Here is a 19,934-nt window from a genome sequence, read left to right as displayed (position 1 = left end):
ATGCCATTTAAGGAGGGCGTTATGAGCCCTCCGCAAAAGCTTGCACCGCACTTATCTGAAACTTCTCATATTAGGTTATGCCATGGCTGCGAGTTGCCCATTGATACCGTTGCAGTCGCTCGAGGCAAAAGCGCATTCTGCCCTCGTTGTGGTAGTCAGCTATATAGGGGGGGAACACCTTCTCTATCTGGCAATTTAGCCATCGCAATAACCTGCTTGTTGTTGTTTATCCCCTCTCACTTCTTTGACTTTATTAGCATTCGCTTGTTCGGGGTAATGATTCCAGCGACGCTACCTTCAGGTGTCTTCACATTATTCAATGAAGGGTTTATTTTCCTATCGGTCTTGATTATTTTCTGTAGCTCAATCGCCCCGTTGCTTGTGAGTGGCTCCGTATTAACTGCTCATCTTGCATTAAAACGTCGTGACTTCCAATTGCTCAAACATTCCCTTTATTTGATCCAACATCTTAAAAATTGGGTCATGATCGATGTCTTTCTTGTTAGTGTCGCTATTTCATGTTTCAAACTTCAAGATTATTCCGATATTTATGTTGGTGTAGGCTTATATGGCTTAGTCCTATTGCAAATCGCCACCGTTATGCTAGTAACTCGTGTTAGTGTTCGACATTATTGGGAAGCGTATGAATCAGAGTTTTCATATCAGTTCAAAGAGAAGCAGTTGCACTGTCACCATTGTCACCTATCTCAGCCGGAAGGCTTAGAATGTGTTCGTTGCCATAAACCAATCTATCACCGAAAGCCGCATTCAATATCACTGACATGGTCCTATCTAGCTGCCGCTACCATTGCTATTTTCCCTGCCAACCTCATCCCAATTTCTATCTTAATTACGAATGGCCAACGATTGGAAGACACGATTTTTTCCGGTGTGGCATCACTTATGAAGAATGGAATGCCAGGCATTGCTGTCATTATATTCGTAGCCAGCATTGTCGTACCTGTAGCAAAAATCATCGGTTTGGCCTATTTATTGCTGGCTATCCAATTAAAACGTAAAGTGTTTCACCGCCAACGAATGACTATTTATTTTGTTATTAAGTGGATTGGACGTTGGTCTATGATGGACCTGTTTGTGATATCCATTATGATGACATTGGTGGATCGTGGTCAGATTCTAGATTTTACCCCTGGATATGGGGCTGTCGCATTTGGAATCGTTGTTGTACTGACTATGCTAGCTGCTGAAAGTATTGATCCTAGATTACTCTGGGACAATTACTCTGATCCGGCAAAAAATAACTCAGAGAAAAAAGAAGAGCCTTTAAATGACTAATTCATCTTCTAATCAACCTTCTTACTCACCAGATATCAAGCGTAACAAGGGGATATCGCCTTTATGGCTTTTACCTGTTTTAACCATGGTTTTAGCAGGATGGTTAGTAGTGAAGGCAATTAATGATGCGGGTCAGCGAATTCAAATCTATTTCTCTGATGCTCAAGGGCTAGTGGCGGGTAGAACAACGATTCGCTACCAAGGCCTAGAAGTGGGAATGGTGCGTGATATCAACCTCTCCGAAGATTTAGAAAGTATCTATGTCGACGCGGATATTTATCCTGAAGCCACTAAGTTGCTATCAAAAGAAACACGCTTCTGGATGGTGAAGCCCACGGCAAGTCTCTCAGGCATTTCCGGATTAGATGCTTTGGTCTCCGGTAACTATATTGCTATCCAACCAAGTGATAACCCTTCAGAACCAGAAACCAAATTTACCGCACTGGAACGCGCGCCTTCAGATATTCTGACTCGTGAGGGGCTTAGTATTACTTTACGGGCAGAAGATCTCGGCGGTATTTCCGTCGGTTCTCAGATAGTTTATCGTAAAATCCCAATTGGTGAGGTATACAGCTTTCAGCTTGATGAACACGGTAAAAATGTACTAATTCAAGCTTCTATCCGCGATGAATATCGGACAATTATCACTGATGAAAGCCGCTTTTGGAACGTCAGTGGTCTGGGTACCAATATCGGTTTTGATGGCGTTGATGTGCGATTGGAGAGCTTGAGTGCTTTAATTGGAGGCTCTATTGCGGTTGATTCTCCAGACGGTGGCGAGCCGGTTGCAGATAATACGAGATTTAAACTTTACCCCGATCTAAAAACTGCGGGGCGAGGTATACCAATCAAAATCACACTTCCAGATGATAATCAGATCAGCCCAACTGGCGCTCCCATCATGTATAGAGGGATTGAAATTGGTCAGATTACTGATTTACAACTTAGTAATGGCCGAAAGGAAATTGTCGCCTCAGCAGCCATTCAGCCTGCTTTCTCAGACATGCTGACGAGCGGAAGTAATTTTATCCTCGAAGAAGCGAAAGTCTCTCTTTCTGGTGTAGAAAACCTAACTAACTTGGTGAAAGGCAATTTCCTCACTCTCGTGCCAGGTAAAGGCGAGCGCTCTCGTTACTTCAACGCCATTCGTAAAGAGCAGTTCAACAAGCAACAAGCTAAATCAGTCGCCATTACGTTGATTGCTGACAACTCATTTGGCTTAGGAGCCGGTGCTAATGTTCTTTATCGTGGGATCACGGTCGGTGAAGTAACTAACGTTTCCTTAATCAACGAAAAAGTGCATTTAGATGTGTTGGTGGACAAAGCTTACGCAAAGACGATTAAGTCGCAGAACCGCTTTTTTGTAACAGGCAGCGCCACCGCCGAATTGACAGAATCAGGCCTAAACATTAGCGTTCCTCCCGCCCAGCAGCTTTTGACTGGTTCGATTAGCTATGTCAGTGAAGGGGATCAAGACCCTAGAGAGCAATATACTCTCTACCCAAGTAAATCGCTGGCTGAACTCGCCAAATACAACATGTCTGGTTCACAGACGATCACTCTCTTTGCTAATGAGTTGCCACCAATTAGCAAGGGAAGTCCCCTACTTTACCGCAACCTACAGGTTGGAAGTATTTCAGACTTCCACTTAGTCGATGGGGGCATCATTATTTCAGCCAGTATTGAAAATCAATACAAGCATCTTATAACTGAGCAAACGGTTTTCTGGAACCGTTCTGGCGTCGAAGTAGACGCCAGTCTTTCAGGTTTCAGTGTCAAGGCTGCACCGCTAAAATCCTTGATTCAAGGTGGCATCGCGTTTGACTCTTTACCCGGCGTCGAGAATAAACAGAATGACAAATGGCTGCTTTACCAAGATTTTAAAACAGCTAGAAAATTTGGCCATGTCATAACACTCAATGCTGAGGGTGAGAACAACATCACCAAAGGTACCTCTGTCAAATACAACGGCGTCAAAGTTGGTGAAGTGACCTTAGTCGTACCTGACTTTAACCACAAACGAGTTGAGATCAAACTTCGTGTGCTTCCAGAGTATGCTGACAAATTGGCAAGAGAAAACAGCTATTTCTGGGTTGAGCAAGCTACGTTAGGCCTGGATGGCGTTAAGAACCTACAAAACCTGCTCACGCAAACGATCAATGTCACCCCAGGTTCAGGTAAGCCAGAGCACACTTTCACTTTACACAAGGAAGAAAAAGACAGCCAAGGAGTGAGTTTCACATTACAGAGCGAATCTCGCGGCTCAGTCACCAAAGGGACTCCCGTTCTCTACAGAGAGATTGAAGTCGGTAAAGTCACCAATGTCGAACTTGGTGAGTTCGCCGATCGCGTTGTATCAACTATCTCCATCAATCCAAAATACGCTTACCTCGTCCGTCGAAACAGCGTGTTCTGGAACACTTCTGGCGTCGATGTTTCAATCGGTCTTGGTGGGGCCAACATTAAAGCGGGAACCATAGATAGCCTTGTTCGGGGCGGAATTACCTTCTCAACTCCTGAGGGTAATCAACTGCAACCCGCCGCTCAAGAAGGGCAATCCTTCTTTCTTTACCCTACACCAGAAGAAAACTGGAATGCATGGCGTACAGCCATACCCAAGCCATAACGTCAGTAACCTAACAAAACGCAGCGATATCTCGCTGCGTTTTGTTTTTCTATCCGCTATAATCCCTGCCTCTTTACAAACCGAGACAGAACCTTGCATCAGAACGTCTACTTACCAGAAGAATTCTTGAAAGAGATGGAGGCTATACTTCCTGATGGCCTCTATATGGACGACTTCATCGCCGCATGCCAACGTCCACTGCGCAAAAGTATCCGCGTCAATACCCTGAAGATTTCCATTGATGATTTTACCCGACGTGCCTCTGATAAAGGTTGGCGCCTTACACCAGTCCCTTGGTGTACAGAAGGCTTTTGGATTGAGGCAGATGAATCTGACACACCTTTAGGTAACACAGCAGAGCATATGTCTGGCTTGTTCTACATTCAGGAAGCCAGCTCCATGATGCCTGCAGCTGCTCTTTTTGAAGGAAAAAACGAATTTCATCGTGTCTTGGACATGGCTGCAGCCCCAGGCTCAAAAACTACTCAAATTGCCGCAATTATGAGAAATAATGGCGTATTAGTTGCCAATGAATTCTCGGCCAGTCGAGTCAAGGTATTACATGCAAACATTGAACGTTGCGGTGTTCGAAACACTGCATTAAGCAACTATGACGGTCGGGTCTTTGGTGGTTGGTTACCGGAACAGTTTGATGCCGTGTTGATCGATGCTCCGTGCTCTGGCGAAGGTACTGTTCGCAAAGATGCCGATGCGATGAAAAACTGGAGTAAAGAATCCGTTATTTCGATTTCTGATACACAAAAAGATTTGATAGAAAGCGCATTTCACGCTCTAAAACCAGAAGGCACGATGGTCTACTCAACATGCACCTTAAGTATTGAGGAAAACCAACATGTCTGTTTGTACTTGAAAGAAAAGTTTGGTGATCTAGTTGAATTTCAGCCACTCAACTCCCTATTCCCCAGCGCCGAAAAAGCACTCACCGAGGAAGGTTTCCTGCATATTTTTCCTCAAATGTACGATTGTGAGGGATTCTTTGTAGCAAAGATCAAAAAGCTAGGTTCTGTCGAAGCACCACAAGTCAAGAAACGCTTGGGCAAATTCCCATTTGAAAAAGCGTCTAAAAAAGTTCAGCAGGATATTAGTAAACAGCTGAACGAAAGTTTGGGGATTAAACTTCCACAAGATGCGGCAATATGGCTACGTGATAATGATGTTTGGCTTTTCCCCAATGCATTAGAGCCCATGCTTGGAGAGTTTAGATTCTCTCGAATGGGGATAAAAATCGCCGAATCACATAAGAAAGGCTATCGCTGGCAACACCAAGTGGCAATGGCCTTAGCCTCAGGTAATGAAGCTAACAGCATTGTATTATCCGTCGATGAGGCTCGTGAGTGGTTCATGGGCAGAGATGTCAGACCGCAAAATCAATCTGGCAAAGGCGAAGTGATCGTCAAACTTGGTAACGATGTGATTGGCTTGGGAAAATGGGTAGGAAATCGAGTGAAGAATGGCCTACCTAGAGAGTTAGTTCGAGATAAAAACCTATTCTAAATGGGTATTTTTCAGTAGAAAACTCCACATATGCCTAGCGAAACGATGATGATGTACTACACTTTAGTTAATGATAAGTCATAGAATATCAAATAGTTAGCGCAGGCTCATAAGAGCCATTCCCCTAGGCCCAAAGCAATATCTGCTTCGGGCCTTTTTTTAGACTCAATTACGAAGCGATACGAATCCCATCTTTCTCTATCGTAATTTTTCCTTGCTTATACAACCCACCAATTGTTTTCTTGAAAGTGCCTTTACTGGTACGAAATGCAGCAAAAATACTTTCCGGTGATGATTTGTCGTTCAATGGAAGAAACCCACCTTTTTTTTCAAGGAGGTCTAGAACTTTCTGACTCAAGTCATCCATTTTAGCCACACCGACTTTCTGTAGCGATAGATCGATCTTACCGTCTTCTCTAACCGCTTTGATATAACCTTTTAGACGTTTACCAATGAACAGCTTTCCGAACACATCAGATTTAAAGATCATTCCCCAATGTTCACCTTCCACGATCGCTTTAAAACCAAGGTCACTTCGCTCAGCAATAATGAGATCCACTTGCTGATTACGTGTATAGTTTGCTGGCGTCTTGTCCAACACTTTGTTGAACTTGGTGGTGCCAACAATTCGTCCAGAAGCTTTATCAGTATAAACGTATACAAGGACCGTTTGACCTTCGGAGAAACGCCCACGCTGCTCACTGAATGGAATCAATAAGTCTTTGCCTTTGATGCCCCAATCTGCGAAGGCACCTGTGCTATTAATTCCTTGAATCTTCATCAGCCCCCACTCACCCACTTGAGCAATTGGAGTTTCTGTAGTTGCAACCAGCTGATTGTCTGAATCGAAGTATAAAAAAGCATCGATAGACTGACCGACTTCGGTACCTTCGGGAACAAATTTATTTGGTAATAAACTCGTTCCAAAATCCTCCGCATCGAGAAATACGCCAAAATCTGCTTTCTTTACTACTTCTAAGTGGTTTATCTGACCAACTTTAATCATTTCAACTGTCTCTTGCTAAATTTGCGGAGATTATACCGAAACTCTGTTATGCTTTCGCCAGATAATTATAATTTTTTCAGGAGTACTCTTTGCTCACCGTTGATAAGCAGGACGGCATCACTCTCAAGATTTCCCACGCTATGGCTTCCTCTAAGAAGTCAGATCTCGACCTCTACTTTTTCATTCCTGGCGAACTTGGCCTAACGCCCGATGTGCTTAAAGAAAGTGAGATTTACTACGAATCCATCGTACAAAAACGTGCCTACTATAGTGATAAAACACTTCTCCCGCTTGTACACAGTCGATTGGCAAAGCGTGGCCGCCTATCCTCAACTCAATATCGCGTGAGTTTGAGTTTGTTTGCTTATCAATATGTGATTGCTTTAGATAAAGCCGTGAACGAGCTTAATAAGCATAATTCCGATGTCATTACGACAGATGAAGTCGATGAAGTCATTGAGCTTGCTTTAGATATACTGAAAAAACTCAGACGAGGAATTCCTTACGAGGAAAGCCTCAAACGCTACTACGCTAACATTGATAACTATCTTTCTTGGTACACAGGTCAACGATTCATGTCGTTGATTGCGCATATGCCAAGAGACAATGATTATAAGACCATTAAAGATCGATTACTGGCGATTATTGAGAAAGAAGCCGCACACCGCAAGCTCAACAATTACAACTCTGAAAGTGTTCGTGACGATGTAACACGGCTTAGTAACAAAATGCGTTTGCTACGTCGATTAATTGAGCATCCCGTTGTATTGAAAGCAAAGACTCAATCACTCGGGAAAAACATGAAGCGCGTTGTCAAAGGCTCTGCAACCGGCTTTGTTATGGTTTTCGTCACTATTACAGCCATCCTAGCTCGTGACTACTGGGGTGAGATCACCGTTTCTTTCATCATTTTGATGTCGTTCGTTTATGCGTTACGTGAAATATTTAAAGATGATCTACGCGACGTTATGTGGCGTTGGATACGTAAAGGCAGGCCTAAATGGCGTAAATACTACTTGGACCCTACAACCAATAAAGCGGTCGGCCAAAAGCTTGAGTGGTTGGATTATAAAAATATCCTCAAGTTGCCCGATCGGATTCAATTAATCCGCAAAAAACGCGTTGTACAGCGTGAAGAACAAATCCTGCATTATCGTTCAGAAACAGAAATGTCGACGTCCAAGTTTATGAGTGGTTATGAAGAAACTCGCGAGTCCATGATGCTCAGTATGAGACCATTTATGCGTTTAATGGACAAAGGTTCAAATAAGGTTTACACACTCAATAATGGTCAAGTCAGTAAAGAATCCGTTGAAAAGCGACACCTGATCAACCTGATCGCGAAAGAAGATAATCACAATGGCGAGCCCAACTATTATCGTTGGAAAATTGTTCTTAATCGAAACAAGATTGTGGCAATTGAACAAATGGAGGTCGATGACATCAACCACCCATTCTCTTCAATGAAAGAGTAAGTTGAAACTCTGCCATCGGCTCGTTGCCATGTAGGCTTGGGCATATCGCAGTGATTTTGACCGGTTGGTTGATTCGTTCTCCAGTTTCTAATGCTTCATCCAACATTTGATCAATAAGCGCGCCGTCGTTGCAAACGAAATGGACATCACTTTCTGGTCGCTTCAAGAACTGTCCATCGACGGCTTTAAATGCCAGTGATACTTTATGCCCACGCTCTTGTGCTTTGCTCATTGCCATGAAACCGCCCGCCACATCAGCCCCCACAGCCAAAACACCAAAATACATACTATTTAGATGGTTTTTTGTTTTTCGTTTGAGGGGGATTTTAATTTCAACTGACTGAGAGTCGAGTTTTAATATTGTAGGTCGGCATAGCCAGATCAATGGCACTTTGAAGAATCCGAAGAGCTTGAGATATAGATTTGCTTTGGCGAGTGGAGAGAGCATTAAACTGGTCCGACATGTTATTATTTGTACGTCTAGTTCATACTGTCCAAAAGAAGATGTCAACACTTTGTTAACATCTTGCTTATGAAATTATAGCCGTATCACCTAACCGTTGGTTACAGCGTCACTACAAGTTCAATATTCGAATGCTCAACCATATAATCTTGAATTCTATGATAACGGGCTAAGCCGCTACTGATCATAACGATTGGCTTGCTACTGCTATTCGCAGCTCTAACAGATTTATCGATAAGATCGATAACCGCTTCACTTTGCGGATCAAATAGGTACTCTAATTCTTCATTAAGTCGGTCAACACCTAAGGTAAATTGAGCTAAGTTCTCTAGGTTAATGACCACACCATCAAAGTAGTGCAGTAAGCGCTCCGACATAAGAGCAGCAGAAGGAACATCAACGGTATACAGTACTTTCAAACCATTTAGCCCACGAGGTAAACCCTGCTCAGCTAATAAATCTATGATTTTTGCAGCATCTGATAGCGCTCTAACAAATGGGATGACAATATCCACTTGCACACCCTGCTGTTGCAGTGTCTTAATCACCTTACATTCGAGAGCAAAAACTGAATTGAAAGGCTCTGATGCGTAACGAGATACGCCACGAAGCCCCAAGGCAGGGTTTATCTCTGTGCTCTCTACTTTACCGCCAAGAAGAGAACCAAGTTCATAGCTATCGGCACTGCTCAATGCAACTCGGATTGACTGGTGGTTCGGTTGAATAGCTTGCAACACCTGTTCGGTTAACGTCGCTACAAAATGATCCTCAGCAGAAGCGCTGCCCAGTATCGCTTCGATAGAGTTGCGTTCCACATCATCCAAAGTCGACTTCACAGTCTTATAACATGGGTGATAGAAAATATGTTCTGAGGCTAAATCTGATAAAGAAACAAAGAGATGAGGGCTATCAGAAGTGTTTTCTGGCCCCGGCAATGCATCGCCGATGTTCAGCTCTGAATGCAAATTGTCTGAAGTTTTAATGCTCATTACTGCTCCGTGCATTTTTACTGTGTTGTTCTACACCGAACATACCGACAGTCCTCTTCTAAAACAAGTTAAAAAGCATCTTTAGTAACAATAAGTGAATAAAATTTCACTCTAGAGTAATGAGCACTCTAAGAATGCAGATAAGAGGTTTATTCCTACTGACGTTTCCGTTATCTTTACCGCTTCGCAATAAAAGAACAGGCTGTCGTATGCCACTCAAAACCGATGAACTAAGAACTCAACCACTGGGGCCAATGCCGACTCCGGCAGAGCTTGGAAGCGCCCACCCAATTACGGAAGATGTCGCAGAGCGCATAGCTGAGTCTCGCCGTCAAATTGAAAAGATTCTTGTAGGGGAAGATAACCGTCTGTTGGTAATCGTCGGCCCTTGTTCAGTCCATGACACAGAAGCAGCTCTTGATTACGCTGAGCGTCTTGCAAGTATCCAAGAACAATACAAAGACGAATTGTTTGTTGTCATGCGAACTTATTTTGAAAAGCCTCGCACCGTTGTCGGTTGGAAAGGCTTAATCACAGATCCTAATTTAGATGGGTCATACGCACTGGAAGCGGGCCTCAATAAAGCACGTAAATTGCTTTTAGATATCAACAAGCTAGGATTAGCGACTGCGACCGAGTTCCTCGACATGATCACTGGTCAATATATTGCAGATTTGATTACTTGGGGAGCCATTGGTGCACGTACTACAGAGTCACAGATTCACCGCGAAATGGCCTCTGCTTTATCCTGTCCTGTAGGCTTTAAGAACGGCACCAACGGAAACATTAAGATTGCTATCGATGCGATTCGTGCGTCCCAAGCTTCACACTACTTCTACTCACCCGATAAAAATGGCCGCATGACTGTTTATCGCACAAGTGGTAATCCATTCGGACACGTGATTCTTCGTGGTGGTGATAAAGGTCCGAATTTTGACGCTGATTCTGTTGAAGCCGCTTGTCAGCAATTGGCAGAGTTTGATCTACCTCCACGTCTGGTTGTCGATTTCAGTCATGCTAACTGCCAAAAGCAACACCGCAAGCAACTTGATGTTGCACAAAATATTTGCGAACAAATCACATCGGGTAAGAATCAGATTGCGGGTATTATGGCCGAAAGCTTTATTATCGAAGGCAATCAGCCAATGAAGGACATCAGCAACCTCAAATACGGACAGTCAATCACAGATCCGTGTTTGAGCTGGGAAGATACTGTAACTATGCTAGATATGCTGGCATCAGCAGTAAGATCACGCGGTTAAAGAAAGGAAATTGAGCAATGCCATCTTTTGATATTATATCTGAAATCGATACGGTTGAACTTCGTAACGCAGTAGATAACGCATCCCGTGAATTGTCTACTCGCTTTGACTTCCGTGGTGTTGAAGCGTCATTCGAAATGCAGAAAGATGAATCGGTACGCTTAAATGCGGAAGGTGACTTCCAACTAAAGCAAATGCGCGATATTTTACGTTCACATTTAACCAAGCGTGGTGTTGACGTTAATGCAATGGAAGCAAAAGCGGAAGAAGCGTCAGGCAAAAACTGGCATCAAATTGTTGTTTTCAAACAAGGTATTGATACCCCAACAGCAAAGAAAGTGGTTAAAGCGATTAAGGATGCCAAGCTGAAAGTGCAAGCGTCAATTCAAGGTGAGAAGGTTCGAGTCACTGGCAAAAAACGTGATGATCTCCAGTCAACCATCGCCATGATTCGCGAAGCCGACCTCGGCCAACCGTTCCAGTACGACAATTTTCGTGACTAACTTTTTTATTCATAATCCTCACAGAGCCCGCTAACGGCGGGCTCTGTTTTTCTGGCTTCAGACTGAACCCAATCGAATATGCATATCGCTGCTTTTAAGCAAATTATACTGAGAAGAACTTGGGGCAACTAAGATTACCACTCTCAAATTCTCACTTTTTGCCGTTGCTAATCCCTCTGATAAGTCCACATCATCACGATACTCCTTTCTTTCTGCATCCCTTCTAATCAAATCAACAAACTCGAACGGACAAGCGTTATCAAAAAATACAAGTTCAGCTTGCTGCATGATTCGTAATGCCTTGATAGGAAGCAGTTCAACGTCATGACCATAGTCTATCCAAGTGACTGAGCCTTGGGCTTCAAGCTTATTTTCAAGCGTGTTTAAATAGACGTCCTCTAGCTGCGTTCGCTCTGTTGCCATTTCAGTTTCAGGGCGATTAAAGAACGACTCCCAAAACTTTCGTCGCAGATCAACCGAAGGTAATCGCTGTTTGATGTCAGTACGCTTTGATGCTCCAAAGTCAGCCAGTAATGACAAGTTCTGAGGCAAAGTGGCTTCAAATTGCTCTCTGATATTACGCACCAAAACAGGAGAAGCTCCACCACTCGAAATCGCAATCTGAATTCTTCCACGATTTATCATCGAGGGTGTAATAAAATCACAATATGGCTGATCATCGACTACATTCACTAATAAACCTAACGCTTTCGCATCATGGTAAACACGATGATTAAGCTCCGGGTTGTCTGTCGTTGCCCATACCTGTAGATATTTACGATCTAGTAGTTCCTCAGAGTAAAAGTTCTGTACCCACAAACACTCGTCATTTTCGGCAAGTTTTTGTAGATAAGGCTCAATATTGGGCGACACTATGGTGACTTCCGCCCCCGCACGAATCAGGCTGTCTACTTTTCGACAAGCAACCTCTCCTCCCCCCACAACCAGAACGGGTTTGTCGGTGAGATTCATAAACAGAGGAAAATACTGCATTTTTATCCTTGAGCAATGTTACGACCTATACAAACGATACTACCAAAAATGGGGCACATCGATAAACCCAACAATGCGAAACGTATAATTTATCACCAAATTTAATGCTATTTATAGAATTATATTTTAATCATAACCCAATGCTCGAAATGTAAATATTGTGTAAACACTAACTTATAGAGAGTCTCTATGTTTGCACCATTAGTGTGAAGTCTTGCACTATTTACATTCGTGTAACATTTAGTCATTCTATTCACAGGTTGGATTCGTAGATTCGTTTAATAAATCTTTTTAAATTATATATTTGAGAATTTACAGATCCTTTCCTACTCTTATAAACGGTTGATTTATATACAACTCAAATTTGAGTAATCAGCCAATAACTATTGAAACACAACAATTTTTTCATTCGTTGTATCAGGTGTTACCTGGTTTAACATGGATCATACAGGAAGGATACAAATGGCGAACAAACTAACACTTCTTGCTTCTGTAGTAGCGGCTTCTACTGCTCTAATGTCTACGAGCGCTTTTGCAGCAGATAGCACTTTGGATAAAGTGACTAAGCAGGGTTTCCTAACTTGTGGTGTAAGTACCGGTCTACCAGGATTCTCTAACCCAAACTCCAAAGGCGAATGGGAAGGTATTGACGTTGAATACTGTCAAGCTCTTGCAGCCGCTGTTCTTGGTGATAAATCTAAAGTTAAGTATGTGCCCCTCACTGCAAAAGAACGTTTCACTGCACTACAGTCTGGTGAAATTGATGTTCTGTCTCGTAACACTACATGGACTCTACACCGTGATACAGCATTGGGTCTGAACTTCGTAGGCGTCAATTACTACGACGGTCAAGGTTTCATGGTCAAGAAAGACTTGGGGCTGAAGAGCGCGAAGGAACTTGACGGTGCATCTGTATGTGTTCAGTCCGGTACCACCACTGAACTAAACCTTGCAGATTACTTCCGCAACAATGGTATGTCATACAAACCCGTTGTATTTGATACAGCAGCTCAAACTTCAAAAGGTTTTGATGCAGGTCGTTGTGATGTCCTAACCACAGACCAATCTGGTCTGTATGCCCTTCGCCTGAATCTTCAAGATCCAAGCTCAGCAGAAGTTCTTCCTGAAATTATCTCTAAAGAACCACTAGGCCCAGTGGTACGTCAAGGTGATGATCAATGGTTCAACATTGCCAAGTGGACACTTTCGGCGATGGTGAATGCTGAAGAATATGGTATTTCCTCTAAAAATGCTGACGAGATGCTAAAATCTAAAGATCCGAATGTAAAACGTATTTTGGGTGTGGATGGTCCTAAGGGTAAAGGCCTTGGTATCCGCGATGACTGGGGTTACCAGGTAATCAAACAAGTTGGTAACTACGGTGAAAGCTTTGAACGTACTGTAGGTAAGGGCTCTCCACTACAAATCTCACGTGGTGTAAACGCACTATGGAATGCGGGCGGCTTTATGTACGCTCCACCAATCCGTTAAGCAATACATTACAACAAAATGGGCGGTGTAAGCCGCCCTTTTTACAAAAATGGATTTGAGGTTATAGCTGTATGAAACCTACTAATACTGTTGCGTCGAAGGCGGATAACGGACCGACTTCTAACGCTAGCCTTTTTTACAATCCCACCTTTCGATCAGTCGTATTTCAGATTATCGCAATACTTGCACTGATCTTTTTCTTTTACACTATTGTAAACAATGCACTGACAAACTTGGAGGCACGCGGTATCGCCACAGGTTTTGGATTTCTGACGCAAGAAGCTGGCTTTGGGATTGGCCTAACGCTGATTGAATATGATGAAACCTTCTCTTATGGCCGCACTTTCATCGTTGGCCTACTCAACACAGCCCTAGTATCCGTGCTCGGCATTATACTTGCGACTGTCATTGGGTTTGTTATGGGTATTGCCCGCCTTTCATCCAACTGGTTGGTGAGCAGACTGGCAGCTGTATATATCGAAACGTTCCGCAATATCCCCCTACTTCTGCAAATCTTCTTCTGGTACTTTGCCGTTCTGCAGGCGTTACCTTCTGCTAGACAAAGTTTGAGCCTTGGTGAAGCTATTTTCTTAAATGTTCGAGGTTTGTATTTCCCTGCTCCAATCTTTGAAGCTGGGTCATCCGTGGTGATTGCGTCTCTGGTTATTGGTATTATTGCGACCATCTTTATTGGCATTTGGGCTCGCAACAAACAGCGTTTAACAGGCCAACAAACACCAATGGGTCGCATTGCGCTTGCCTTAGTGTTTGTGCTTCCGATTGTTGTCTATTTCATTATGGGTTCGCCAATTTCGGCAGAATATCCAGAGCTGAAAGGCTTCAACTTTAAAGGTGGTGTCAGCATCATCCCTGAACTTGCTGCTTTATTGCTTGCGTTAAGTATTTATACTGCGTCTTTCATTGCAGAGATTGTTCGTTCAGGCATTAATGCCGTCAGCCACGGTCAAACTGAAGCCGCGATGTCTCTTGGCCTCCCTCGTTCTAGAACGTTGAAACTGGTTATTGTTCCTCAGGCGTTGAGAATCATTATTCCACCTTTGACCAGTCAGTATCTGAACTTAACCAAAAACTCATCATTGGCGATGGCCATTGGTTACCCAGATTTGGTCTCCGTATTTGCTGGTACAACTCTTAACCAAACTGGCCAGGCGATTGAAATTATCGCAATGACCATGGCGGTATACCTATCATTGAGCTTAATTACTTCTGCTCTGATGAATATCTACAACCGTAAAGTTGCTTTGGTGGAGAGATAGCATGAAGATACATCAATTTCAGCCAGATCTACCACCACCAGCTAATACGGTGGGCGTTGTAGGCTGGCTACGTAAAAACCTGTTTAATGGCCCAGTAAATTCGATCCTGACCGTGATTTTGGCCTATCTTGCCTTATCACTGTTATGGACTGTTTTCGATTGGGGAATTTTAAAAGCCGACTGGGTCGGAACCACACGTGATGCCTGTTCGCGTGATGGCGCTTGTTGGGTATTTATCAGTGTACGCTGGGAACAGTTCATGTACGGATTCTACCCTCAAGAAGAGCTTTGGCGCCCTCGCCTTTTTTACATTACGTTAGCAATCTTTACTGTATTGTTAGCCTACGAGAAGACTCCAAAACGTTTGTGGATATGGCTTTTCTTCGTCAACATCTATCCCTTTATCATCGCAGCATTGCTCTACGGTGGCGTATTTGGGCTAGAAGTGGTAGAAACACACAAATGGGGCGGATTGCTGGTTACGCTAATCATAGCGCTTGTCGGTATTGTTGTGTCTCTCCCTATTGGTGTAGCACTGGCGCTGGGTCGACGTTCTGAAATGCCAATCATTCGAAGCATCTGTACCGTCTACATAGAGATTTGGCGTGGCGTACCGCTCATCACGGTTCTTTTCATGGCATCAGTAATGCTTCCACTGTTTCTTGCGGAAGGCTCTGAAACCGACAAACTTATTCGCGCTTTAATTGGTGTGGTTATGTTTAGTGCTGCGTATATGGCGGAAGTCGTTCGTGGTGGATTACAGGCAATCCCTAAAGGCCAATATGAGGCGGCTGATGCATTAGGGCTAAGTTACTGGAAGAAAATGGGCTTGATTGTTCTTCCTCAAGCATTGAAGATTACCATTCCATCCATTGTAAATACCTTTATTGGGCTGTTTAAAGACACCAGTCTAGTACTAATTATTGGTATGTTTGATGTGCTAGGAATCGGCCAAGCAGCAAACACTGACCCAGAATGGCTTGGGTTTGCAACAGAAAGTTATGTATTTGTCGCGTTAGTGTTCTGGGTATTTTGTTTCGGCATGTCGAGATATTCGATATGGCTAGAGAACAAACTTCATACCGGTCACAAACGATAATCAGAAAGCTCAAGGACGTATTATGACGCAACAACAAGAACACATGATCCAAATTAAGGATATGAACAAGTGGTACGGTGAGTTTCACGTACTGAAAAACATCAACCTCGATGTTAAAAAAGGCGAAAAGATCGTAATTTGTGGCCCTTCTGGTTCTGGTAAATCCACCATGATTCGCTGTATCAACCGTCTTGAAGAACATCAGCAAGGGCAAATTATCGTTTCTGGCAACGAGTTGACCGAAGATTTGAAGAACATTGAAGCGGTTCGACGCGAAGTGGGTATGTGTTTCCAGCACTTCAACCTCTTCCCTCATCTGACGGTTCTGGAAAACTGTACTTTGGCGCCTATATGGGTGAAAAAGATGCCAAAAGACGAAGCGAAAAAAGTCGCAATGAAGTACTTGGAGCGAGTGAAAATCCCTGATCAAGCGGAGAAATACCCTGGTCAGCTATCTGGTGGTCAACAGCAACGTGTGGCTATCGCTCGCTCACTATGCATGAGCCCACAAGTGATGCTGTTTGACGAACCAACGTCTGCACTTGACCCAGAAATGGTACGTGAAGTATTGGATGTTATGGTCGAGCTCGCTGAAGAAGGGATGACCATGCTCTGTGTAACTCACGAGATGGGTTTCGCGAAAGAAGTGGCTGACCGAGTTATCTTTATGGATGCTGGAGAGATAATTGAAGAAAACAACCCTGTCGATTTCTTTGAAAACCCTCAGTCTGATCGAACACAAAACTTCCTTGCTCAAATCTTAAGTCACTAAGAAAAAAGAGCAAATTTTTAAAGAGGCGATTTAGATCGCCTCTTTTTATTTGTTATATTGTGTTACATCTTTCAAAATACATAACTTTGTATTTCTATTATCATTTACTCTACTGCATGCATTAGCAGGGCTTGATTTTTTCACTGTTCGCCCTCATAAATGTAGATATAAACATAAAACCTTACGAGGAAGATTATGAACAGCCCTATGTTTACACGTTCTACAAGCACTCCTAGCACACTTGAGATCAATAAGACACTGAAAAACACTTATTTCTTATTGTCTATGACACTAGTAACAAGTGCCATTGCAGCAATAGCAACGATGGCGATTGGTATTTCTCCAATCATGGCTATTGTTATGCAAGTCGCGGCTATTGGTATTCTATTCTTTGCACTACCTAGAAGTATCAACTCATCAATGGGTATTGTTTGGACGTTTGTTTTTACAACATTAATGGGCGGTGCTCTTGGCCCAATGCTCACTTATTACGCATCCATTGCTAATGGTCCTTCAATCATTGCACAAGCCCTTGGTCTGACGGGTATGGTGTTCCTTGGTCTTTCAGCGTACACAATCAGTAGCAAAAAAGACTTTTCTTTCATGCGTAACTTCCTGATCGCAGGGCTTATCATTGTTATCGTCGCTGCAATAATCAATATCTTTGTTGGTTCTACAATCGGTCAGCTAGCGATCAGTAGCATGTCGGCTTTAGTATTCTCAGGTTTTATTCTGTATGACACTAGCCGTATTGTGCGTGGCGAAGAAACTAACTACGTTAGTGCGACTATCTCAATGTATCTAAATATTCTGAATCTGTTTACTAGTCTACTTAGCATTCTAGGCATCATGAATGACGATTAATTCATAGACTTAAGTTAATTAAATAATGCCCGGAAGATGAAACTTCCGGGCTTTTTCTTTTCTTACATATTGTTGTCCCAACCTAAGCTGCGCTACCCTATCCTATATCTGAGTTTTTGAGACCTATAACAATGTTTGAATACAACGGTAAATCAATCGAAACTGATGCACAGGGTTACCTACTCGATCATACTCAGTGGGAAGAAGGCATGATTCAAATCCTTGCAGAGCAAGAAGGTATCGAACTGACTGAAGCTCATTTGGAAGTTGTCCATTTTGTTCGAGAGTTTTATGAGGAGTTCAACACATCTCCAGCGGTGAGAATGCTAGTGAAAGCCATGGAAAAAGCGCATGGCCCAGAGAAAGGTAATAGTAAATACCTTTTTAAGCTGTTTAAGCAAGGCCCTGCGAAACAGGCAACCAAACTCGCAGGCCTACCAAAACCCGCGAAATGTTTGTAAATATCAAAGAATTTTGAATCCGCTAAACGGTTTAAAAGACATTGGCTCTGAGACTACTGAATCAACATGTGACGTCTTAGGGCCATCTTCCAACCACTTTGCCATGTCGGCGATTTGTTCTTCATTGCCACACACCACCACTTCAACATCTCCATTATTTAAGTTCTTCGCATAGCCTGTTAAACCCAATTTCATGCCATAGTGAGAGGTGTGATAACGAAAACCAACTCCTTGCACAACACCTGACACTGTGAACTTCTCGCACTTTTGATTCATTACTCATTCCTCAAGACAAGGTCCGTGATATATTCGCTTGGTATGTTTTACGCCCCATAAGGAACTACGGGGTTTCATCGGAAGTTGCCATTATGAAAGAAATACCATTTCGCTGGATTGATAAATATCTCATTCATTTAAAGATACAGGAAAAATTCTACCTCCTATTTTTCCTTCCCGTTATCGCACTACTCGTTCTCACCTTCGTTTTCGATAATGCCGCAGATCAAATGCTAACTCACTTATATCAAGATGAACTAGTTTTGATAAAAAATCTAATAGAAGCAGGGAATCTCACTCAAAGTCAGGTCGCTAGCTTATTAGCCAGTTCTGAAACCATCGCTCTTGGTAATGGACCTAGCGCTATCAATATAAACAATGGTGCTTTTAGCATCGTTGCTAAGCCAAGCATCAATCTATGGTCAGCTCTTTCTACAACCCATATCGTCGTTGTTCTGGTTACACTGTCTCTTATTGCATTGGGGGTCTACTACATCATGACCTTTATTGGCGGAGCTATGTTTACAATGAACAAGGCACTCAGCACTCTGGCAGATGGTGATTTGACGAGTCGAATGAACTTTTTCAAGGTTCGCGATGAATTCAGTGAAATCGCGATAACCATAGACAAAGTCGCAGAGCGTGAACAATCGCTGGTGCTCTCCATTCAAGAGTCAGTAGCGTTAATGCAACAAATAAGCTCAGAACTTAATCAATCTAACCAACACAGTGCTGAAATTTCCGGAACTCAACAGGAACACCTGAATTCACTGGCAAGTGCCACGGAAGAAATGGCTTCCACCATTCGTGAAGTCGCAAACCTAGCTCATGACTCCAGCACGCAAACTGAAAACGCGCGTTCTGTTGCTCAACAAGGGCAGCAGAAAGTTGGACACACGTTAGCCTCTATTTCCCAACTTTCCAACGAAGTTCAGTCAGCTTCACAAGCGGTTGCCGAACTTGATGCTAATGCCGCCCAAATCGACGAAGTGGTCACTGCCATTAACGGTATCTCTGAGCAAACGAACCTACTAGCACTCAACGCGGCCATCGAAGCTGCTCGAGCGGGAGAACAAGGCAGAGGTTTTGCCGTTGTTGCCGATGAAGTACGAGCATTAGCAGCAAGAACTCAACAATCTACCGTTGAGATTCAATCTATGATCGAAGCCTTACAGCGCAACAGTCAGTCTTTGACAAAACTGATGGAAACCACCGTGGTGAACTCTAGCGAGGGCCAAACATTGATGTCAGAGGTGAATACAGAAATCGCATCCTTGGCAGACAAAAACCAATCCATATCTGACGCAAGTGTACAAATAGCCACAGCCGCAGAAGAACAGGGTGTTGTTGCAGATAGCATCGCGGCGAGTGTGGAAGAAATTCGCACTCAGTCGAACCAAGTCTGCGAAATGATCAACGCAACCAATGGAAATATTGAACAACTTCGGGGACAAAGTGATTCCATGGAAAATCTACTCACAGGCCTTAAAGCATAATGTACAGAGCCGCCAGTTGGCGGCTCTTTTATTTGCTTTTCACTCCCACTTCCCTGAAAATAGCCAACCT

General features: G+C 43.2%; 18 protein-coding genes. 13 read left to right on the top strand and 5 right to left on the bottom strand.

From position 1 onward, the window contains the following. The first annotated feature begins 21 nt into the window (after positions 1 to 21). The 3 genes from CTT30_RS07550 (at position 22) to rsmF (ending at position 5,437) form a co-directional block, all read left to right on the top strand. Entirely contained in the window at positions 22 to 1,296 is a 1,275-nt protein-coding gene (locus CTT30_RS07550; RefSeq protein ID WP_252036543.1) for a paraquat-inducible protein A, read from the top strand. Next, positions 1,289 to 3,922 (top strand): MlaD family protein, encoded by a 2,634-nt coding sequence (locus CTT30_RS07545; protein WP_252036542.1) that lies wholly within the window; start codon positions 1,289 to 1,291, stop codon positions 3,920 to 3,922. The genes CTT30_RS07550 and CTT30_RS07545 overlap by 8 nt, the downstream gene beginning before the upstream one ends. Positions 3,923 to 4,015: 93 nt before the next feature. Next, positions 4,016 to 5,437, top strand: a complete 1,422-nt coding sequence (rsmF, locus tag CTT30_RS07540) for a 16S rRNA (cytosine(1407)-C(5))-methyltransferase RsmF (protein WP_252036541.1) — start codon at positions 4,016 to 4,018, stop codon at positions 5,435 to 5,437. A 169-nt stretch (positions 5,438 to 5,606) separates the two neighbouring features. Here rsmF and CTT30_RS07535 read toward each other — a convergent pair whose 3' ends face one another. Further along, positions 5,607 to 6,443: a CvfB family protein gene (locus CTT30_RS07535; RefSeq protein ID WP_239875776.1), complete on the bottom strand. Its 837-nt coding sequence runs from the start codon at positions 6,441 to 6,443 to the stop codon at positions 5,607 to 5,609. Between the two features lie 89 nt (positions 6,444 to 6,532). Between CTT30_RS07535 and CTT30_RS07530 the strand changes: the two genes are divergently transcribed. After that, entirely contained in the window at positions 6,533 to 7,918 is a 1,386-nt protein-coding gene (locus CTT30_RS07530) for a hypothetical protein (protein WP_239866548.1), read from the top strand. On the opposite strand, the gene CTT30_RS07525 is transcribed toward CTT30_RS07530, so the two are convergent. Continuing rightward, entirely contained in the window at positions 7,887 to 8,366 is a 480-nt protein-coding gene (locus CTT30_RS07525) for a DUF4442 domain-containing protein (protein WP_239866550.1), read from the bottom strand. The genes CTT30_RS07530 and CTT30_RS07525 overlap by 32 nt on opposite strands. A gap of 116 nt (positions 8,367 to 8,482) precedes the next feature. Then, positions 8,483 to 9,370: a putative PEP-binding protein gene (locus tag CTT30_RS07520; protein ID WP_252036540.1), complete on the bottom strand. Its 888-nt coding sequence runs from the start codon at positions 9,368 to 9,370 to the stop codon at positions 8,483 to 8,485. Positions 9,371 to 9,579: 209 nt separating this feature from the next. Here CTT30_RS07520 and CTT30_RS07515 point away from each other — a divergent pair, with 209 nt between their 5' ends. Both CTT30_RS07515 and CTT30_RS07510 read left to right on the top strand, forming a co-directional pair. Continuing rightward, positions 9,580 to 10,632 carry a 3-deoxy-7-phosphoheptulonate synthase gene (locus CTT30_RS07515; protein ID WP_239866782.1) on the top strand — a complete coding sequence of 351 codons (1,053 nt, stop codon included), beginning with the start codon at positions 9,580 to 9,582 and terminating at the stop codon, positions 10,630 to 10,632. A gap of 17 nt (positions 10,633 to 10,649) precedes the next feature. Further along, positions 10,650 to 11,135: a YajQ family cyclic di-GMP-binding protein gene (locus CTT30_RS07510; protein ID WP_006962125.1), complete on the top strand. Its 486-nt coding sequence runs from the start codon at positions 10,650 to 10,652 to the stop codon at positions 11,133 to 11,135. 57 nt (positions 11,136 to 11,192) lie between these two features. On the opposite strand, the gene CTT30_RS07505 is transcribed toward CTT30_RS07510, so the two are convergent. Beyond that, positions 11,193 to 12,128, bottom strand: a complete 936-nt coding sequence (locus CTT30_RS07505) for a precorrin-2 dehydrogenase/sirohydrochlorin ferrochelatase family protein (RefSeq protein WP_252036539.1) — start codon at positions 12,126 to 12,128, stop codon at positions 11,193 to 11,195. A gap of 462 nt (positions 12,129 to 12,590) precedes the next feature. Here CTT30_RS07505 and CTT30_RS07500 point away from each other — a divergent pair, with 462 nt between their 5' ends. The 6 genes from CTT30_RS07500 to CTT30_RS07475 all read left to right on the top strand — a co-directional run bounded on the left by CTT30_RS07500 (position 12,591) and on the right by CTT30_RS07475 (position 18,092). Next, positions 12,591 to 13,619, top strand: coding sequence for an amino acid ABC transporter substrate-binding protein (locus CTT30_RS07500; protein ID WP_239866556.1), 1,029 nt, complete (start codon positions 12,591 to 12,593; stop codon positions 13,617 to 13,619). A 71-nt stretch (positions 13,620 to 13,690) separates the two neighbouring features. After that, positions 13,691 to 14,896, top strand: a complete 1,206-nt coding sequence (locus CTT30_RS07495; protein ID WP_239866558.1) for an amino acid ABC transporter permease — start codon at positions 13,691 to 13,693, stop codon at positions 14,894 to 14,896. 1 nt (position 14,897) lies between these two features. Further along, positions 14,898 to 15,995 (top strand): amino acid ABC transporter permease, encoded by a 1,098-nt coding sequence (locus CTT30_RS07490; RefSeq protein ID WP_239836441.1) that lies wholly within the window; start codon positions 14,898 to 14,900, stop codon positions 15,993 to 15,995. A gap of 22 nt (positions 15,996 to 16,017) precedes the next feature. Beyond that, positions 16,018 to 16,767: an amino acid ABC transporter ATP-binding protein gene (locus tag CTT30_RS07485; RefSeq protein ID WP_239836442.1), complete on the top strand. Its 750-nt coding sequence runs from the start codon at positions 16,018 to 16,020 to the stop codon at positions 16,765 to 16,767. A gap of 195 nt (positions 16,768 to 16,962) precedes the next feature. Next, the gene (locus tag CTT30_RS07480) at positions 16,963 to 17,631 is read left to right on the top strand and encodes a Bax inhibitor-1 family protein (protein ID WP_252036538.1); all 669 of its coding nucleotides are present in this window, start codon (positions 16,963 to 16,965) and stop codon (positions 17,629 to 17,631) included. A 131-nt stretch (positions 17,632 to 17,762) separates the two neighbouring features. Then, the gene (locus CTT30_RS07475) at positions 17,763 to 18,092 is read left to right on the top strand and encodes a TusE/DsrC/DsvC family sulfur relay protein (RefSeq protein WP_006962117.1); all 330 of its coding nucleotides are present in this window, start codon (positions 17,763 to 17,765) and stop codon (positions 18,090 to 18,092) included. Between the two features lie 3 nt (positions 18,093 to 18,095). Here the strand turns inward: CTT30_RS07475 and yccX are convergent, their stop codons facing one another. After that, complete coding sequence (gene yccX / locus CTT30_RS07470; RefSeq protein ID WP_239866560.1) at positions 18,096 to 18,368, bottom strand: acylphosphatase; 273 nt, start codon at positions 18,366 to 18,368, stop codon at positions 18,096 to 18,098. A gap of 92 nt (positions 18,369 to 18,460) precedes the next feature. Between yccX and CTT30_RS07465 the strand changes: the two genes are divergently transcribed. Continuing rightward, positions 18,461 to 19,864, top strand: coding sequence for a methyl-accepting chemotaxis protein (locus CTT30_RS07465; RefSeq protein WP_252036537.1), 1,404 nt, complete (start codon positions 18,461 to 18,463; stop codon positions 19,862 to 19,864). Positions 19,865 to 19,934 lie beyond the last annotated feature (70 nt).

This window comes from Vibrio coralliilyticus, from assembly GCF_024449095.1.
Lineage (GTDB): Bacteria > Pseudomonadota > Gammaproteobacteria > Enterobacterales > Vibrionaceae > Vibrio > Vibrio coralliilyticus_A.
The sequence above is the reverse complement of the archived record's forward strand: the minus strand, read 5'-3'. Positions and strand labels throughout refer to the sequence as shown.

Bases quoted from the DNA above. Each gene is read 5' to 3' on its own strand.
- CTT30_RS07490 (WP_239836441.1), top strand. From the start codon at position 14,898: ATGAAGATACATCAATTTCAGCCAGATCTACCACCACCAGCTAATACG.
- CTT30_RS07505 (WP_252036539.1), bottom strand. From the start codon at position 12,128: ATGCAGTATTTTCCTCTGTTTATGAATCTCACCGACAAACCCGTTCTG.
- CTT30_RS07535 (WP_239875776.1), bottom strand. From the start codon at position 6,443: ATGATTAAAGTTGGTCAGATAAACCACTTAGAAGTAGTAAAGAAAGCA.
- CTT30_RS07520 (WP_252036540.1), bottom strand. From the start codon at position 9,370: ATGAGCATTAAAACTTCAGACAATTTGCATTCAGAGCTGAACATCGGC.
- CTT30_RS07500 (WP_239866556.1), top strand. From the start codon at position 12,591: ATGGCGAACAAACTAACACTTCTTGCTTCTGTAGTAGCGGCTTCTACT.
- CTT30_RS07545 (WP_252036542.1), top strand. From the start codon at position 1,289: ATGACTAATTCATCTTCTAATCAACCTTCTTACTCACCAGATATCAAG.
- CTT30_RS07485 (WP_239836442.1), top strand. From the start codon at position 16,018: ATGACGCAACAACAAGAACACATGATCCAAATTAAGGATATGAACAAG.
- yccX (WP_239866560.1), bottom strand. From the start codon at position 18,368: ATGAATCAAAAGTGCGAGAAGTTCACAGTGTCAGGTGTTGTGCAAGGA.
- CTT30_RS07480 (WP_252036538.1), top strand. From the start codon at position 16,963: ATGAACAGCCCTATGTTTACACGTTCTACAAGCACTCCTAGCACACTT.
- CTT30_RS07550 (WP_252036543.1), top strand. From the start codon at position 22: ATGAGCCCTCCGCAAAAGCTTGCACCGCACTTATCTGAAACTTCTCAT.
- CTT30_RS07525 (WP_239866550.1), bottom strand. From the start codon at position 8,366: ATGCTCTCTCCACTCGCCAAAGCAAATCTATATCTCAAGCTCTTCGGA.
- CTT30_RS07465 (WP_252036537.1), top strand. From the start codon at position 18,461: ATGAAAGAAATACCATTTCGCTGGATTGATAAATATCTCATTCATTTA.
- CTT30_RS07510 (WP_006962125.1), top strand. From the start codon at position 10,650: ATGCCATCTTTTGATATTATATCTGAAATCGATACGGTTGAACTTCGT.
- CTT30_RS07495 (WP_239866558.1), top strand. From the start codon at position 13,691: ATGAAACCTACTAATACTGTTGCGTCGAAGGCGGATAACGGACCGACT.
- CTT30_RS07515 (WP_239866782.1), top strand. From the start codon at position 9,580: ATGCCACTCAAAACCGATGAACTAAGAACTCAACCACTGGGGCCAATG.
- CTT30_RS07475 (WP_006962117.1), top strand. From the start codon at position 17,763: ATGTTTGAATACAACGGTAAATCAATCGAAACTGATGCACAGGGTTAC.